Origin of the sequence: Qipengyuania huizhouensis, assembly GCF_019711635.1 — a bacterium.
Taxonomy (GTDB): domain Bacteria; phylum Pseudomonadota; class Alphaproteobacteria; order Sphingomonadales; family Sphingomonadaceae; genus Qipengyuania; species Qipengyuania huizhouensis.
This window is the reverse complement of record NZ_JAIGNT010000015.1, coordinates 40,965-56,390: the sequence shown is the minus strand read 5'-3', so window position 1 is coordinate 56,390 and position 15,426 is coordinate 40,965. Positions and strand designations below refer to the sequence as shown.

16 protein-coding genes and 1 tRNA gene are annotated in these 15,426 nt (G+C 61.0%); 13 read left to right on the top strand and 4 right to left on the bottom strand.

All coding sequences use genetic code 11. From position 1 onward, the window contains the following. Position 1: 1 nt before the first annotated feature. A complete protein-coding gene (gene hflK / locus K3180_RS11750; protein WP_247710515.1) occupies positions 2-1,123 on the bottom strand; it encodes a protease modulator HflK in 1,122 nt (373 codons plus the stop codon). 117 nt (positions 1,124-1,240) lie between these two features. Between hflK and K3180_RS11745 the strand changes: the two genes are divergently transcribed. From K3180_RS11745 to K3180_RS11730, 4 genes are read left to right on the top strand one after another with little or no spacing between them, the layout of a single operon-like run. Further along, positions 1,241-2,206 carry a P-loop NTPase gene (locus K3180_RS11745; RefSeq protein WP_425594527.1) on the top strand — a complete coding sequence of 322 codons (966 nt, stop codon included), beginning with the start codon at positions 1,241-1,243 and terminating at the stop codon, positions 2,204-2,206. Then, complete coding sequence (locus K3180_RS11740; RefSeq protein ID WP_221541106.1) at positions 2,185-4,476, top strand: molybdopterin cofactor-binding domain-containing protein; 2,292 nt, start codon at positions 2,185-2,187, stop codon at positions 4,474-4,476. The genes K3180_RS11745 and K3180_RS11740 overlap by 22 nt, the downstream gene beginning before the upstream one ends. Continuing rightward, positions 4,473-5,501 (top strand): ferrochelatase, encoded by a 1,029-nt coding sequence (gene hemH / locus K3180_RS11735; RefSeq protein ID WP_221541104.1) that lies wholly within the window; start codon positions 4,473-4,475, stop codon positions 5,499-5,501. The genes K3180_RS11740 and hemH overlap by 4 nt, the downstream gene beginning before the upstream one ends. 35 nt (positions 5,502-5,536) lie before the next feature. Then, positions 5,537-6,925, top strand: coding sequence for a cytochrome P450 (locus K3180_RS11730; protein ID WP_221541102.1), 1,389 nt, complete (start codon positions 5,537-5,539; stop codon positions 6,923-6,925). Here K3180_RS11730 and K3180_RS11725 read toward each other — a convergent pair. Then, positions 6,922-7,080 carry a DUF1674 domain-containing protein gene (locus K3180_RS11725; RefSeq protein ID WP_221541100.1) on the bottom strand — a complete coding sequence of 53 codons (159 nt, stop codon included), beginning with the start codon at positions 7,078-7,080 and terminating at the stop codon, positions 6,922-6,924. The genes K3180_RS11730 and K3180_RS11725 overlap by 4 nt on opposite strands. A 57-nt stretch (positions 7,081-7,137) precedes the next feature. On the opposite strand from K3180_RS11725, the gene K3180_RS11720 reads away from it, so the two are divergent. Together K3180_RS11720 and K3180_RS11715 are read left to right on the top strand one after the other, a co-directional pair. Beyond that, complete coding sequence (locus K3180_RS11720; protein ID WP_221541099.1) at positions 7,138-8,373, top strand: RsmB/NOP family class I SAM-dependent RNA methyltransferase; 1,236 nt, start codon at positions 7,138-7,140, stop codon at positions 8,371-8,373. A 261-nt stretch (positions 8,374-8,634) separates the two neighbouring features. Beyond that, complete coding sequence (locus tag K3180_RS11715; protein ID WP_345719479.1) at positions 8,635-9,504, top strand: OmpA family protein; 870 nt, start codon at positions 8,635-8,637, stop codon at positions 9,502-9,504. 57 nt (positions 9,505-9,561) lie between these two features. Here the strand turns inward: K3180_RS11715 and msrA are convergent, their stop codons facing one another. Next, the gene (gene msrA, locus K3180_RS11710) at positions 9,562-10,098 is read right to left on the bottom strand and encodes a peptide-methionine (S)-S-oxide reductase MsrA (RefSeq protein WP_221541097.1); all 537 of its coding nucleotides are present in this window, start codon (positions 10,096-10,098) and stop codon (positions 9,562-9,564) included. 106 nt (positions 10,099-10,204) lie between these two features. Here msrA and K3180_RS11705 point away from each other — a divergent pair, with 106 nt between their 5' ends. The 7 genes from K3180_RS11705 (at position 10,205) to K3180_RS11675 (ending at position 14,364) form a co-directional block, all read left to right on the top strand. Beyond that, the gene (locus K3180_RS11705; RefSeq protein ID WP_221541094.1) at positions 10,205-11,056 is read left to right on the top strand and encodes a class I SAM-dependent methyltransferase; all 852 of its coding nucleotides are present in this window, start codon (positions 10,205-10,207) and stop codon (positions 11,054-11,056) included. A gap of 38 nt (positions 11,057-11,094) precedes the next feature. Continuing rightward, entirely contained in the window at positions 11,095-11,958 is an 864-nt protein-coding gene (gene aguB, locus K3180_RS11700; protein WP_221541092.1) for an N-carbamoylputrescine amidase, read from the top strand. 2 nt (positions 11,959-11,960) lie between these two features. Continuing rightward, positions 11,961-12,398: a hypothetical protein gene (locus tag K3180_RS11695; RefSeq protein WP_221541090.1), complete on the top strand. Its 438-nt coding sequence runs from the start codon at positions 11,961-11,963 to the stop codon at positions 12,396-12,398. After that, a complete protein-coding gene (folK, locus tag K3180_RS11690; RefSeq protein WP_345719478.1) occupies positions 12,395-12,871 on the top strand; it encodes a 2-amino-4-hydroxy-6-hydroxymethyldihydropteridine diphosphokinase in 477 nt (158 codons plus the stop codon). Before K3180_RS11695 ends, folK begins: the two co-directional genes overlap by 4 nt. A gap of 66 nt (positions 12,872-12,937) precedes the next feature. Next, positions 12,938-13,013 (top strand) — tRNA-Lys (locus K3180_RS11685). Between the two features lie 56 nt (positions 13,014-13,069). Next, a complete protein-coding gene (locus tag K3180_RS11680) occupies positions 13,070-13,645 on the top strand; it encodes a TIGR04282 family arsenosugar biosynthesis glycosyltransferase (protein ID WP_221541088.1) in 576 nt (191 codons plus the stop codon). Continuing rightward, positions 13,642-14,364 (top strand): glycosyltransferase, encoded by a 723-nt coding sequence (locus K3180_RS11675; protein WP_221541086.1) that lies wholly within the window; start codon positions 13,642-13,644, stop codon positions 14,362-14,364. The genes K3180_RS11680 and K3180_RS11675 overlap by 4 nt, the downstream gene beginning before the upstream one ends. Here K3180_RS11675 and K3180_RS11670 read toward each other — a convergent pair. Further along, the gene (locus K3180_RS11670; protein WP_345719477.1) at positions 14,361-15,374 is read right to left on the bottom strand and encodes an SDR family oxidoreductase; all 1,014 of its coding nucleotides are present in this window, start codon (positions 15,372-15,374) and stop codon (positions 14,361-14,363) included. The genes K3180_RS11675 and K3180_RS11670 overlap by 4 nt on opposite strands. Positions 15,375-15,426: the final 52 nt, after the last annotated feature.

Below are 15,426 nucleotides of genomic sequence, written 5' to 3'. Positions count from 1 at the left end.
CTTACTGTCCTTCGGGCGCGGTTACGGTGGTGGCTGGCTGCGATTGCTGCGCGCGCCGTCGGATCTCGGGGAGCGGTAGGTAGGGCGTAACCCCTTCCGTCTCTATGATGGTCTTGTCAGTGTTGCTCAGAACGCGTTCCATCGTTTCATAATAGAGGCGCTGGCGCGTCACTTCCGGGGCGAGCCGGTACTCTTCGTACACTTTGTTGAAAGCCTGGGCTTCACCCTGCGCCTGCGCCAGCACCTGCTGGGCATACCCCTCAGCCTGGTTGCGCGCGGCATCGGCATTCTGTTCGGCGACCTGCACATCGCGGAAGGCATCGACTACCTGGCCGGGCGGGTCAGCCTTTTCGATTTCGACACCCAGCACATTGATGCCGGCCTGGTAATTGTCGAGAGTGCGCTGCATTCTTTCGCGCACGTCGAGTTCGATAGCCGCACGGCCTTGGCCAGAGAACGTCTCGTCGAGCTGCTTTTCGGCAATTGAGGCGCGCATGGCGGCTTCAGCCACTTCATTCACGGTCTCGATTGGATCGACTACGCGGAACTTGAAATCGGAGAGGTTTCTGATGTTCCAGCGAACGATGTAGCTCAGATCTACCAGATTCTGGTCGCCGGTAAGGATGAGCTTTACCTGGCTATCGTTGCCAGGAATGCGCACGGCGCGCACCCCCTGGACATCTTCCACTTCGACAGACTCGATGGGAAAAGGCGCGGAGAACTGAAGGCCCGAGTCGAGCGTTCGTGTATAATTGCCAAGTGTCTTGACCACAGCCTGCTGTTGCGGACCAATGAGGTGGACGCTGGTGGCAAGCAGACCAAGCGCTATGATTCCGACAACCAGAACCGGGAACCAACTTTTCCCGCCGGGGCGCTGCGGCATGCGGAAACCCGGTCCGCCCGTTCCGCCGCCACCGCGACGACGCGGGCCTTCAGGCCCGCGATTCCTGAAAATTTCCTCGATATTCGGGCCGCGACGTCCATCGCCGCCTGTGCCGCCGGAACCTGGTGGAAGCCAAGGATTGCGCGGCCCCTTGGGCTTGTCGTTGCCTCCCTTATCTCCGTCATCACCCGAGCCCGAAGAGCCTTCGCTCCCCGAACCCCACGGATTGTTTCCTGCCATTGCGAGGCGGATCCTCTGTCCAAGCCCGTCCAAAATTCTCATAAGTGTCTTATAGGAAGGCTTTGGCGGAAAAACAGGGGTTGCAGCGCGCTTTTCGATGCTACAGCAGCGGTCGACATGAGCCGAGCCGACTTTTCCGACCAGTTTTCACCCGAAATCGCAGCCCGCATCACGGGATCGGTCCTCAACGAAGGACGGGCGACGGTGGTGCTCGACGTTGCAGGCCTCTCCGACGAAGAGCGTGCCGATATGGAACGCTTGATCCACGACAAACTCGAAGTGCGCGAAGATGTCGGCGACGTACGCGTTGTCATGACAGCCGAACGAAAGGAGCCGATGATAATTGCCGTCGGTTCGGGCAAGGGCGGCGTGGGTAAGTCGACGCTGACCGCCAATCTCGCCATCGCCCTGGCGCGCAGCGGTGTGAAAGTCGGGCTGGTAGATGCCGATATCTATGGGCCTTCGCAGCCGATGATCTTTGGCACACAGGGCCAAAAGCCCGTTGCCCGCGACAACAAACCGGTTCCGATCGAAGGCAAGTTCGATGTTCCGCATCTCTCGATGGGTCACCTCGTTACACCAGGCAAGGCGTTGGCCTGGCGCGGGCCGATGGCGGCCAGCGCACTCGGGCAGTTGATCGAAGCGCACTGGAGCAAGGACACCGAGGTCTTGCTGGTGGATTTGCCTCCGGGAACGGGCGATGTGCAGCTCACCATGATCCAGAAGTTCAAACCGGCCGGCGCGATACTGGTTTCGACACCGCAGGATTTGGCGCTGATCGATGCCGCTCGCGCCGGACAGTTGTTCGATACCGCAGGCGTGGAAGTCATCGGGCTGGTCGAAAATATGTCGGGCTATGCCTGCCCTCATTGCGGTGAACTGTCCGATCCCTTCGGCGCGGGCGGTGTGGAAGCGGCGGCCGGAAAGCTCGACCTGCCATTCCTCGGCCGTATCCCGCTCGATATCGCGATCAGGCAAGGTAGCGATGCCGGCGATCCACCGGCGGCAGGTGACAGCTCCATTGCCGAACCCTTCCTGCGGATTGCCGAAAGATTGCAGGCATGGATCTCCGCGAAAAACTGAGCGGCCTTCCAGTATCCCGCCGCAAGCTGCTGGTCGGCGCAGCGGCGGGCGGGGGGCTGCTCCTTGCATGGTCGCTCTGGCCGCGCAGCTATGCGAGCCCGTTGGCTGCCCGTGAAGATGAGACCGAGTTTGGCGGTTGGCTTGTCATCGGGCGGGACGGGGTAATCACGGTAGCTCTTCCGCAACTCGAAATGGGGCAGGGCGTGGGTACGGTGCTGGCGCAGGTCGCGGCGACCGAGCTCGGTGCGGACTGGCGCCAGGTGGGGATCGAACCCGTTCCGCCTGCGGGCTTTTTCGCCAATCTTCCGCTCGCCGCCGAATGGGCGCCGCTGTGGGAGGGATTCCTCGGTGCCGGGGATCATCCGCAGGATGGCACGGTGAAGAGATTCGCACGGTCGAACGATTTCACTCTGACCGCTGCAGGCACTAGCCTGGCGGCGTATGAATTGCCTTTGCGAGAGGCCGCAGCCAGCGCGCGCGACATGCTGACCCGGGTTGCGGCCGACCGCTGGGAAATCGAGCCGGAAGAATGCGAAGTAGCGGAAGGCTTCGTAATTCGCGGATCCAACCGCCTGCCTTTCGGCGATCTGGTGGAGGAGGCGGCAGACTACGATCCACCCGATCCGCCACCACTCCGGCCGTTGCCGGCCTTCGAGGAGCCCATACCCGGCGAAGGAGGTGCGCAAACGCTTTTTACGCGGCTCGACTTGCCGTCGAAAGTGGACGGCAGCCATCTGTTCGCGGGGGATATTCGCCTGCCGGGCTTGGTCTACGCTTCAATCCGTCACGGGCCGCATGGTCTGCCGGAACTCTTGCGGTTCGACGAGGACGCTGCAGCCGGGACGCAAGGACTGGTTGCAGTGGTACGATCCAGGCGCTGGTTGGCAGCTGTCGCCGAAAGCTGGTGGATCGCGGACCAGGCCCTGGCAAGAATGCGCCCGCAATTCACCGGACCCGGCGCGCTCGAGCAGGTTGTGATTGAGAGTGAAATGGAGAGAGCGGTCGAAGCGGCGGAGGACCTTGCCGAACGCATCGAAACGATCGGAGAGCCCGATGGTCTGCTCGCAGATGTGCAGTTTACGCGGCGCTATGATGTAGCCGCGGCCGCGCATGCTCCACTCGAAACCGCTTCGGCGACTGCGCGGCTGTCCGACGGGCGGCTCGAGCTCTGGATCGCTACCCAGGCTCCGGCCGCCGCGCGCGATGCGGCAGCAAAGGCCATTGGGCTCTCGGCGGAGGACGTAATCCTCTACCCCATGTCGGCTGGTGGGAGCTTCGATGCTCGGCTCGAAAAGCAGCATGCGATCGAGGTGGCACAGATTGCGGCACAGGTAGGTAGACCCGTCCAGCTGACTTGGACCCGTGCGCAGGAGTTCCAGTCCGTACCGCCACGCGCTCCGGTCTCGGCGGACATTGCTGCGGTCCTGGGCGCGCAGGGTCAGCCCGTCGCCTGGCGCTCCCGCATCACGGCTCCCGCCTGGATGCGTGAAACCGGCCACAGGTTGTTCGACAATTACGTGGTCGAAGCTGCGCAGCGCGAAAGTGCGGGCGAGCCCGACAGCTATGTAGTGGAGGGCGCGATCCCCTCTTATCGGATCGCGCATGTCGCCGTGGAGCATGTGCCTGCCAGCATCGGTCTGCCGACTGGTCGTATGCGCGGAGGGGCGCAGGCATACACCTCCTTCTTCACCGAGTGTTTTGTCGACGAACTCGCAAGGAATGCAGGACGTGACCCGTTTCTCTACCGGATGGCCATGCTGGGCGGAGCTCCGCGCATGGCCGAAGTTCTGAGACGGGCCACGCGGCTCGGGGACTGGGATGGGGGGCAGCAAGGGTCAGGCGAAGGCCTTGCCATGGTCCGTATGGGCCGGGATCCCGAGCGGGCAGGCCATATTGCCTGTGTCGCCCATGTTCGGCGCGGCGAGGGCGGTATAGCTGTGCGGCAATTGAGTGCGGTCGTCGATATCGGGCGTATTGTGAACCTTGATATAGCGCGCCAGCAGATAGAAGGTGGCCTTCTATACGGTATGGGCATCGCTCTGGGCGCGCCGCTGAGCTTCGACAGCGGGCATCCGGTGCCGAGGACATTGGGCGGCATGAGGCTGCCGGGTCTCTCGCATATGCCCGACATGCTGATCGACTTTGTGGCGAGTGATGCGGAGCCCTTCGATCCGGGAGAAATCGGTGTCTCCGTTGCCGCGCCGGCCATAGCCAATGCGCTCTTTGCCTTGACGGGTGAGCGATCTTACCGTCTGCCGCTGGCCCCATGACCTTGCAGCCACAGAAGCTCCCCACAGACCATCCCCCCGTGCAATCGGGACGGGTGGGCTTGCTGCTCGTCAATCTCGGCACACCCGATGCCCCCGAAGTCGGTCCCGTCAGGCGCTATCTTGCGGAGTTTCTGTCAGATCGCCGCGTGGTCGAGATTCCGCCCATCGCCTGGCAGCCCATCCTGCGCGGGATAATCCTCAACACCCGGCCCAAGAAGAGCGCGCACGCCTATTCGCAGGTCTGGACAAAGGAGGGTTCGCCTCTCGCAGTCATTACCCGTAAACAGGCGGAGGCCATGCAGGAGGCATTCGGCGAAGGCGTGAAGGTCGATTGGGCAATGCGTTACGGCACGCCGTCAATCCCTGACCGTTTGCAGGCGCTGATGGACGCTGGCTGCGAGCGTATCCTGATCGCCCCGCTCTACCCGCAATATTCAGCTGCGACGACGGCTACGGTTGTGGACAAGGCTGCGGACAAGTTGCGGACAATGCGTTGGCAACCTGCGCTACGCACTTTGCCGGCCTATCACGACGATCCGGCCTATATCTATGCGCTGGAAAGAGACCTGACCCGCCAACTGGATGCGCTCGATTTTCAACCAGAAGTCCTGCTCCTGAGCTTTCATGGGATGCCTGAGCGAACGCTGCATCTTGGCGATCCCTACCACTGTCACTGCCAGAAGACTTCGCGGCTGCTGCAAGAACGGCTGACAGGCAGAAACTTGCGAATTCGCACAACTTTCCAGTCCCGTTTCGGCCCGGCCAAATGGCTCGAGCCAGCGACAGATACAGTCATCGGCGAAGAAGCTGCGAAAGGGACGAAACGACTGGCCATCGCGGCTCCTGGGTTTTCCGCGGATTGCCTCGAAACCTTGGAAGAGCTGGCGATCCAGGGGCGCGACCAATTCCTTGAAGGTGGGGGCGAAAGTTTCGCTGCTCTTTCCTGCCTCAATACCTCGGAGGCGGGTCTGATCATGCTCGAAACCATCCTTCGGCGTGAGCTGTCCGGCTGGATAGATTGCTAATTGCTACTTAATCCCTGCTGAGGCATAGTCGTCCCATGGCAACCTCGGCAGCACACGATCCCATCCCGACGCACTGGACCGAAGGCAATCTGAACGACGATCAGTTAGCCCACATCCCCGGCGAAGGGGGCTGGCCGCTGGTCGGTAACACTTTCAGGATGCTCAAGGACCCGCACGCCTTCACCCGGCACATGGTCCGGACCTATGGTCGGGTGTACAAGAACAAGGCTTTCGGGGGCTGGAACATCGCGCTGATCGGTGCCGATGCCAACGAACTGGTACTGTTCGACCGAGGCAGGAATTTCAGCAGCGAACAGGGGTGGGGTCCGATCCTCGACCAGCTCTTCCCGCGCGGGCTCATGCTGCTCGATTTCGATCACCACCGCGCAGATCGTCGCGCTCTTTCCATCGCCTTCAAGCCTGAGCCGATGCGGCATTATTCGGGCAGCCTCAATCGCGGGATTGCGAAGAAGGTGGAGAATTGGGGCGAAGGGTCGATGCGCTTCTATCCGGAGATCAAGACGCTGACGCTCGATCTTGCCGCAGACAGTTTCATCGGCATCGAGTGGGGGCCGGAAGCCGATCGGATCAACACCGCTTTCATCGATATGGTTCAGGCGAGCGTAGCACCGGTGCGCAAGCCATTGCCCTTCACCCAGATGAAACGCGGCGTGGATGGTCGTGCCTTCCTAGTGGATTTTTTCACCCGGGAAACGCATCGCCGCCGGGCCGAGGGCGGCGGGCAGGATATGTTCAGCCAGTTCGCTACGGCCGAATATGAGGATGGCAGTCTCATGCCGGTCGATGAAGTCGTCGATCACATGAACTTTCTTATGATGGCTGCCCATGACACGATTACCAGCTCGGCGACCTCGCTCATCTGGCTGCTCGCGAAGCACCCCGAATGGCAGGAAAAACTGCGGCAGGAAGTCGAAAGCGTAACTGGCGGCGCGGGTTCGGACGGCAAGCCGCGCGATCTTGCCTATGAGGACATGGGCAAACTCGAACTCTGCGAAATGGCCTTCAAGGAAGCGCTGCGTATGGTACCGCCTGTCCCATCGATGCCGCGCCGTGCGCTACGAGAATTCGAGTTTGGCGGATATCGCATCCCGGCGGGCAGCCATGTCAATATCAACCAGTACTTCGTTCACCATGAAGAAGAGCATTGGGACGATCCCTTTGCCTTCGATCCGATGCGATTCACGCCCGACAAGGTGAAGGCCCGTCACAAATATGCATGGGTGCCGTTCGGCGGCGGCGCGCATATGTGCCTGGGTCTTCACTTCGCCTATATGCAGGTGAAGATCCTGCTCGCGCAGTTCCTGCCGCGCTATCGCGTCAGCCTCGAGCAGGAGCCGGACTGGCAGCCCTGGCCGATTCCCAAGCCAAAAGACGGGCTCAAGGTCCGGCTCGAGAAAATCTAGAAATCGATCGCGATGCCATCCTTGACCCAGTCGCCGTAGCGGGTGGGGCTGAGGTCTTCGTCGTCGCTACCCTTTTTCGGTTCTGGCGGCGGTTCGCTGTTCCAATGCTTCGGCTTCTCGAAAGTCTCGGGCCGCTTGGTGGCGCGTTTTGTCATGAGTGCAAGATGAGCACGCTGGCGGCTTTGCGCAAGAGCGGGTAGGGGCGCTGTCTCATGGTCCAGCCCACCGGAATACATGCGCGCCGCGCCGCGCTTCGCCTGCTCGATGCCGTCCTGCGCCGGGGCGAGACGCTCGATATCGCCTTCGCCTCCGCGACCAAGGATTTGCGAAAATTCGAGGACAAGGCGCTCGCGCGGGCAATTGCCAGTGAAGTCTTGCGCTGGCTGATCGACCTCGATGCCCTCATAGACAGCACGACGAAGAAGCCGCTGCCCGAGGATGCCAAGGCGCGAGTTGTGCTGCGCATGATGCTGGCCCAGTGGCTGCGCCTGCAGACCCCGCCACATGCGGTCATCGCGACATGCCTGCCTCTGCTCGCTGGGGGACCGCGCAAGTTGGCGCACGGTGTCTTCTCGGCACTGGCCAAGCGCGAAGTGGTCCTGCCGGACATGCCGACACTGCCTGCCGAAGTTGCCGAGCGCTGGGGTGGGCGAAGTGCTTCGATCGCGCGAGGACTTGCCGAGCCGCCACCGCTCGATATCACGTTGAAGGACCCGGCACAGACCGAGATCTGGAAGGCGAAGCTTGCCGCCGATAGCATCATGCCTGGGCACCTGCGCCTTCCGCGCGGTGAAAATGTAGGAAAGCTGGCCGGGTTTGCCGAGGGCGAATGGTGGGTGCAGGATCTGGCTGCTTCATTGCCCGCGCGGTTGCTCGGAAACGGTGAGGGGCGCCATGTGCTCGACCTGTGCGCCGCACCTGGAGGAAAGACGCTGCAACTGGCGGCGCAGGGCTGGCAGGTAACTGCGCTCGATATCTCCAAACGCCGCCTCGATCTGCTCAAGGCAAATCTCAAACGTACCGGCCTCAAGGCAGGCGTGGTTCGTGCTGACGCACTTGTCTGGGAGCCGAAGCACCATTTCGATGCGATCCTGCTCGATGCCCCTTGCACCGCAACGGGGACGGCCCGACGCCATCCCGACGTCATCCATCGCATCGGTCAGCGTCAGATCGAGGAGATGGTCGAACTCCAGGCCTCGCTGATCGAGAGAGCCGGCCAATGGCTGAAGCCGGGGGGGCTATTGGTCTATGCCACCTGTTCACTCGAACCCGCCGAAGGCGAGCAACAGACATTTACAGGCCTGCAAACGGTTCCGATCGCACCAGGCGATCTGCCAGCGGGCCTCTCTCCGGACACAAATGGAAGCCTGCGCACCGATCCCGGCATGCTTGCTCATCTTGGTGGACTCGATGGTTTCTATATCACGAGGCGGCGCAAAGCCGCTTGATATGGGGTCTGATGGAGCGGCGCAGGTTTCAACTCGTCGCACCGACCGACCGAACCGGCCCCAGTCTCGCCACATTCCGGCCATTGTTCATTTGCGAGCAAGGCCATTCTCAACACCGCTCTCCTCTCGTGGCGCCAAGCCCCGGGCCCTGCGCCGTTTCGGCGTGGAGGCAATGACGTAGGATTTCGAGCACCGGGTCGCCGGTCATGACTTCGCCCTTCCCCCTCAAGGCGTCGTCATCGTTTAATAAGGAGTACCAAAGTGACTGCATTTACTAAGAAGGCAGGTATCCCCCTTCTGCTATCCGCAATGGCCCTTCCGATAGTCGCACCGCTTGCGGCGCAGGAAGCCGATAGTGGCATCGACGTCTATGGTTCGGCGCTTACCGAAGGCCCCAAGGTCGAGGGCATGATCACCGCGCGTGAAAACGACCGGATTCAGGTGACCACCGAAAACGGGCAGGCCACCACAATCATCGTGGACGAGGGCACCGAGGTCAAAGCCTCGGGTGGCTTCCTCGGACTCGGTAGCAAGACCCTCAACAATGCCCAGTTGATGAATGGCCTCCCTGTCGAAGTGGAGACGCTCCAGTTTCAGGGTGGCCTCGTCGCCAAACAGGTGAAACTCAAGTCGAGCGACCTCGAAACCGCGTCGATGATCCGCGGCGCGACCCAGCAGCAGTTCGCCGAGCACCGCGCTGATATCGACGAAAATACTGCCGCTGCCGAGGCACTGCGTGGCCGCATGGGCAATATCGACCAGTATAATGTCCGCGGCGTCACCAACGTCTATTTCGACTCCGGCAAGTGGAACCTGACAGGCGAAGGCCAGCGTGAGATATGCAACATTGCCTCGCAGGCGGAGCAGATGGACAATGCCCTGCTGCTCGTCGTCGGCTATACCGACTCGGTCGGCGATCAGGATTACAACCAGGTCCTGAGCGAGCGCCGAGCAAGCCGCGTCGTCAATTACCTCCAGCAGGAATGCGGCTGGGAGCCGTGGCGTATGTTGACCCCGACCGGCATGGCGGAAGCGGATCCAGTGGCGGACAACAGCACTGCCGAAGGTAAGGCACAGAACCGCCGCGTTTCGGTAAACATCCTCGTCAGCAAGGCCGCCGAAGAAGGCTAAATCTGACGCGAGATGTTGAAAGATCAGGGGCGGGCCTTCGGGCTCGCCCCTTTTTATTCATGCATCGTCTTTGAGGTATTTCTGAAAGCTCTTGCGCAGCTTCATCAGCTTCGGTGGTATAACGGCGAGGCAGTAGGGGTTCCGCTGGCCTTCGCCTTCCCAATATTCCTGATGGTAGTCCTCTGCGGGATACCATTCGCCGCCTTCGATGGTGGTGACCGCGGTCTGCCCCGGATGATCATCGTTCCAGCGGGTAATCGCGTTCTCGGCGGCTGCGCGCTGATCCTTCAACGGGAAGATTGCGCTGCGATATTGCGTTCCGACATCGTTGCCTTGGCGGTTGAGCTGGGTCGGGTCATGCGTTCCCATGAATATATCGAGGATCTGGTCCAGCGTGATCTGCTCGCTGTCGAAGGTTACGCGAACGCCTTCGGCATGGCCGGTATTGCCGGTGCAGACCTCCTTGTAGGTGGGGTTCGGCTTGTCACCTCCGATATAGCCGCTTTCGACCTCGCTCACGCCGATCACGTCCTTCATCACCGCCTCGGTGCACCAGAAGCACCCGCCCGCAACTATTACCTGCTCTTTTGCCATCTCGATCGATCTCCTTGTTGGAGGGGCAGATAGGAAGCCGTCTCTCGCTTGTCATCCGGGACGTGCGCGTGCAGAACTCGCCGCACCATACCGAGGGAGAAAATCGATGCGCTACCTGCTTGCCGCCGCCGTGCTGACACTGGCCGTTCCCGCCGCCGCCGACCATCACGAACTGGCGGATCCGGCCGAGTTCGCTGCCACCCATGCAGAAGCGCTTTCGAGTGCGATCAATCACCCCAGCCGCGCCGAAGACCGAGCGCGAGATGAGTTTCGTAACCCAGCCGAAACCCTCGCTTTCTTCCGCGTCGAACCGGATATGAAAGTCGGCGAATATGCTCCGGGGGGCGGTTGGTATACCCGCGTCCTGGGTCATTACCTTGGGGGTGAGGGCCAGCTCGTCGGCCTCTATTTCGATCCGACCAGTGGTCCGTTCAACGCTGAATCGCAGCAGGGTATTCGTGCCGGCGCCGCAGGTTTTCCAGCCGAAGCAGCGGAGTTCACTGGCCTCCCCGCCGAGAATTTCTCCGCCATGACGCTGGATGCCGTGCCCGAGGGAGAGACGGGCACCTTCGATAGGGTGCTGGTGATCCGCATGCTGCACAACATGATGCGTTGGAACAATGCCGACAGCGAGCTGAAGAGAATGCGCGAATTGCTGAAGCCGGGCGGAATGCTCGGCATCGTCCAGCATCGCGCGCCTCAGGATGCGAGCGCGGACTATGCAAACGGTTCGAAAGGTTATCTGCGGCAAGACGACGTGGTTGGTTTCGTCGAGGCGCTCGGCTTCGAATTCGTTGGTAGCAGCGAAGTCAATGCTAACCCGAACGATCCCGCCAACTGGGAAGGGGGCGTATGGATGATGCCGCCTAGCCTGGGCGGCGACGATGAAACGGACGCCCGCACGCGCGATCTTGGAGAAAGTGACCGCATGACGCTGCTTTTCCGCAAGCGCCCGTAATCATTGCCTGAACGGCGGCGGCACCCTATCTCGCGCGCATGAGAAAGCTGACCGTCGCCGTCCTGCAACTGCCGCTCGCCCGTTCGCAAGCGGCAGACAATATCGCTGCCGTTTCGTCGCTGGTCGAGGAAGCGGCGGGGAAGGGCGCCCAGGTGATCCTGCCGCCGGAACTGTTTTCGGGCGAGTATTTCTGCCGAGAGGAAGAGGAGGAGTTGTTCGCTCTGGCGCACCCGACGGCTGCGTCTCCGAGTGTGCTGGCGATGCAGAAATCGGCACGAAAGCTTGGTGTTGCAATCCCGACCAGTTTCTTCGAGCGTGACGGGCATCACTACTACAACACGCTGGCCATGATCGGCCCCGATGGCGAGATCATGGGCACCTATCGCAAGAGCCACATTCCCGACGGACCGGGTTACGAGGAAAAATACTATTTCCGTCCGGGCAATGACGGCTTCAAGGTTTGGGATGTCTTCGGCGCCCGGATTGGCGTCGGCATCTGCTGGGACCAGTGGTATCCCGAATGCGCACGCGTGATGGCGCTCAAGGGGGCCGAAGTGCTGTTCTACCCTACGGCCATAGGCTCCGAACCCTATGATGCGGATCTCGATACCAGTCGCATGTGGCGCAGGGCGATGATCGGTCATGCGGTGTCGAACTGCATGCCGGTCTGCGCCGCCAATCGGATAGGTCATGAAGGTCCCGCCGACCGCCAGCAGAGTTTCTATGGTCACAGCTTCATTAGCAACGAGTGGGGCGACTTGCTGGAAGAATATGGCGCATCGGATTCCGGAACTCTGGTTGCCACGCTCGACCTCGATCAGGCGGCGAGGCATCGCGCGGGTATGGGATTTTTCCGCGACCGTCGCCCACAGCTGTACGGGCGGATCAGCGAGGATATCTAGGCTTGGCCAAGGATCGTGTTATCCGTCAAGATCAGCTTGACCGGCTCTTCACCGCTGCGCTCGAAGCAGCGATCGGACGGGTCGAGAAAGATGGCCATTTTCACCCGCTGGTCTTCGAATTGCGCTACAATGGGGCGATCCAGGCAATAGTCCTTCTCGAAACCGGCGAGGTGAACGACGAGCGAGGTCCTGTCGAAAGGCTCTTCGACCTGCTCAGGCCGCGGGCGCAATGTGGAACTATCTATGGCGTCGCTATTGCCTTGCTTCATTCATCCTCTGCCGTCCTGGAGGTCCAGGTACGCGCTGCCAATTATTCAAGCGATATCCGTGTGCCTTTCACAATGGAAACTACCGGTGTTTTCAAGCGAAAGCGCAGGATCAATCTGGGCGAGTTTTCGCATCGACCGGCGCGGAATAATCTGTTTGGTACGCCAGCGTGATCCATCGCTATCTGGTCGCGATCGGGTCGAACATGCGGGTGCCGGGTATCGGCGCGCCGCATCGTGTCGTGTATGCAGCCGCAATTGCTTTGGCGGAGGCCGGGAATGTTACAGCGGTCTCGTCTACCGGCAGCAGCCGCCCAATCGGTCCTTCCCAGCGCCTCTATGCGAATTCCGCGGCTCTGGTGGAGACAGCGGTCGAGCCGCCGCATTTTTTGAGGCAGTTGCAGCAGCTTGAACTGCGTTTTGGCAGACGGCGGCGCGGAGCGGCATGGCGCGCACGGCCACTCGATCTGGATATCGTGCTGTGGAGTGGTGGCTTTTGGGAATCCCGCGACCTGATTATTCCGCACCCCCTGTTTCGCGAACGTCCCTTCGTCATCGGACCGGCGGCAGAAATAGCCCCCGAGTGGCGCGACCCGGTAACCGGCCTTACGCTTCGGCAAATTGCAAATCACGGGTCGCGCGATTGATTGTCGGATGGCAGCGATGGATGCTTGACCCGCTGTCATCACCTGCCTAGGTGAGCGCCCGTGGTCGGGCCGTTAGCTCAGTCGGTAGAGCAACTGACTTTTAATCAGTAGGTCGCTGGTTCGAACCCAGCACGGCTCACCACCATTTCCACCCATCGCCTCTTTCCCCGCGCTGCCAGTGCGCTATCCTGCACGGTGATGGCTTCTCCGAGACTTTCGATTTTCGCTCGCCTGCCTGTGCCCGGCAAGGTGAAGACACGCTTGTTTCCGGCGCTTGGCGAAGAAGGTGCGGCAAGGCTTTATGCAAGAATGCTGGCGCGGACTGTGGAGGTCGCGAAGGAAAGCGGACTCGAGTTCGAACTTCGCGTCACCGGCGGCGAAGTGGCTGCATTTCATGATTTGTTTGGCGATGATGTTGCGGTGGTTGATCAGGGCGAGGGCGATCTCGGGGCGAGAATGGCGCGGGTGGAAGCGCCCGCTCTCTTGATCGGGAGCGATTGTCCGGGTGTCACTGTGCCACTTCTGCAAGCTGCATCCGGCGCACTGGAGGATCGGCGAGTGGTGCTGGGTCCCGCAAACGACGGCGGTTACTATCTCATCGGCTTTCGCGAGCCCGTATCATTCCTGTTCGAAGAGATGGAGTGGAGTACGCCGCACGTGTTTCCGGAAACGCTCGCGCGGCTGGCCACGCACGGGATCGGTCCGGCGATATTGCCCGAACTGGCCGATATCGACACAGCCGAAGACCTCGCTCAGTGGCCAGAATTCGAATGAGCGTCACTTTACTCGTCCCGACGCTGGATGAGGAGAAGGCTCTTCCGGAATTGATCGAGGCCTTCGACAAACTCGATCCCCGGCCGCAGGAAATCCTCTTGGTCGATGGCGGAAGCTGCGACAGGACGATTGACATGGCGCGCGAAGCGGGATGGCGTATCCTGGAATGCGACACAGGCCGGGCACGACAGATTAATCTCGGCGTAGATCGAGCGATGGGCGAGATTGTCTGTGTTGTTCATGCCGACACGATCCCACCAAGCGATATGGTCCGTGTGATCGAGGATACGCTGGCGGATCGGCGAATTGCGCTCGCCAGCTTTACCCCGATCATTCGCGGGACGGAGAAGACCCGGTGGGTTACGACCGTCCATAATTGGGCCAAAACCTGGTACGCTCCGCTTATTACCCGGCCTCACTTGTTCTTTCGCGGAGTGCGACTGCTGTTCGGAGATCACGTGATGTTTTTCAGACGCAGCGATTTCCTCCGGGTTGGTGGTTGCACGCCGGGAGATGCAGTGATGGAGGAGGCGGATCTGTGTGTGAAACTCGCCGCGCTGGGCCGGGTGAAAATGGTGCTGCGGTGCGTATCTACGTCCGACCGCCGGATCGTCGCGTGGGGTCCGGTCAAGGCCAACTGGATATATTTCAAGGTCGGCATGCTCTGGGCCATCGGCCTCAGGCACCGGATGGCCGAAAACTATCCGGATGTGCGCTAGGCGTCGGGCAGAAAGCCCTCACCGATACAATAATCTATCAATCGCCGGATATAGGCTTGCCCGGTCGCCGGGCATTCGAGGCCGGTGACTTCCCGGAATGCAGCATCGTCGAAATGCGGATTGCGCTGGAAATAGCTCGCGTAGAGGCCAGCGACCTGCCTGAAGAGCCGTCGTTCGATTGCGGGCAGTTTGGCCGGATCGAAAAGCTCAGGCGAGACGAGCTCGGGTTCCTGGAATTGTGGATAGGTCCCAATCGTGCCGGTGAATGCCGCAACGGGCAGCGGCTGACCCGATACTAGGTGGAAGGTGCCTCCCGCCGCTTTGCCCATTGCCTGCAATAATCTGAAAATTCCGCCTGCGACATGATCGATCGGCACGAAATCCAGCGTCGCGTCGAGGCGAGCAGGCATGTGGCGGACCCGCCCCCCGGCAATCAGTTTGAAAGCGGCATAGGTCGTATCGAACTGGCGGATTTGCCCGCTGTCGTATTCGCCTACGACGATGGAGGGTCGCGCTATGACCCAGCGTAGTTGGCTTTCCCGTACCAGCCGCTCGCCCTCGGCCTTGCTTGCTTCGTAACCGTTTGCAAATCCCGTTTCCGGCAGGGGATCGGTCTCGCGGATCAAGCCATCGCGCGTGCCGCAGGCATAGGCGGTCGAGACATGCAGGAAATCCATGTCGCCCGCCTCGGCCAGGGCGAGTGCATGGGTAACGCCGCCTACATTGACTGCACGATAATCCGCTTCTGCGAGATCGAAGCGTACTGTGGCGGCACAGTGAACCAGCAATTCGTGGCTCGCAGCTATCTTGGCGAATCTATCCTTGCTCCATCCGAAGCGCGGGAGCGATACGTCGCCAGGCAGGGACCGGACCGGTACGTGTGAACCGTCGTTGCCAAGAATAGTGGGGTTGCGATGTACGAGGCCGGTGACCTCGTACCCGGCCGCCGCAAGCAGCGCGCAGATCTCGCCGCCCAATAAACCAGCTGCCCCGGTGACGAGAATTCTCACGTGATATCGGCCGTCGAAGGCGGAGTAGCGAACATTCCTTCGCAATGGCAGC

Excerpts from the sequence above, each read along its gene's own strand:
- K3180_RS11720 (WP_221541099.1), top strand. The coding sequence starts at position 7,138 with ATGGTCCAGCCCACCGGAATACATGCGCGCCGCGCCGCGCTTCGCCTG.
- K3180_RS11675 (WP_221541086.1), top strand. The coding sequence starts at position 13,642 with ATGAGCGTCACTTTACTCGTCCCGACGCTGGATGAGGAGAAGGCTCTT.
- hflK (WP_247710515.1), bottom strand. The coding sequence starts at position 1,123 with ATGGCAGGAAACAATCCGTGGGGTTCGGGGAGCGAAGGCTCTTCGGGC.
- K3180_RS11680 (WP_221541088.1), top strand. The coding sequence starts at position 13,070 with ATGGCTTCTCCGAGACTTTCGATTTTCGCTCGCCTGCCTGTGCCCGGC.
- K3180_RS11740 (WP_221541106.1), top strand. The coding sequence starts at position 2,185 with ATGGATCTCCGCGAAAAACTGAGCGGCCTTCCAGTATCCCGCCGCAAG.
- K3180_RS11705 (WP_221541094.1), top strand. The coding sequence starts at position 10,205 with ATGCGCTACCTGCTTGCCGCCGCCGTGCTGACACTGGCCGTTCCCGCC.
- K3180_RS11745 (WP_425594527.1), top strand. The coding sequence starts at position 1,241 with ATGAGCCGAGCCGACTTTTCCGACCAGTTTTCACCCGAAATCGCAGCC.
- aguB (WP_221541092.1), top strand. The coding sequence starts at position 11,095 with ATGAGAAAGCTGACCGTCGCCGTCCTGCAACTGCCGCTCGCCCGTTCG.
- msrA (WP_221541097.1), bottom strand. The coding sequence starts at position 10,098 with ATGGCAAAAGAGCAGGTAATAGTTGCGGGCGGGTGCTTCTGGTGCACC.
- hemH (WP_221541104.1), top strand. The coding sequence starts at position 4,473 with ATGACCTTGCAGCCACAGAAGCTCCCCACAGACCATCCCCCCGTGCAA.
- K3180_RS11730 (WP_221541102.1), top strand. The coding sequence starts at position 5,537 with ATGGCAACCTCGGCAGCACACGATCCCATCCCGACGCACTGGACCGAA.
- K3180_RS11725 (WP_221541100.1), bottom strand. The coding sequence starts at position 7,080 with ATGACAAAACGCGCCACCAAGCGGCCCGAGACTTTCGAGAAGCCGAAG.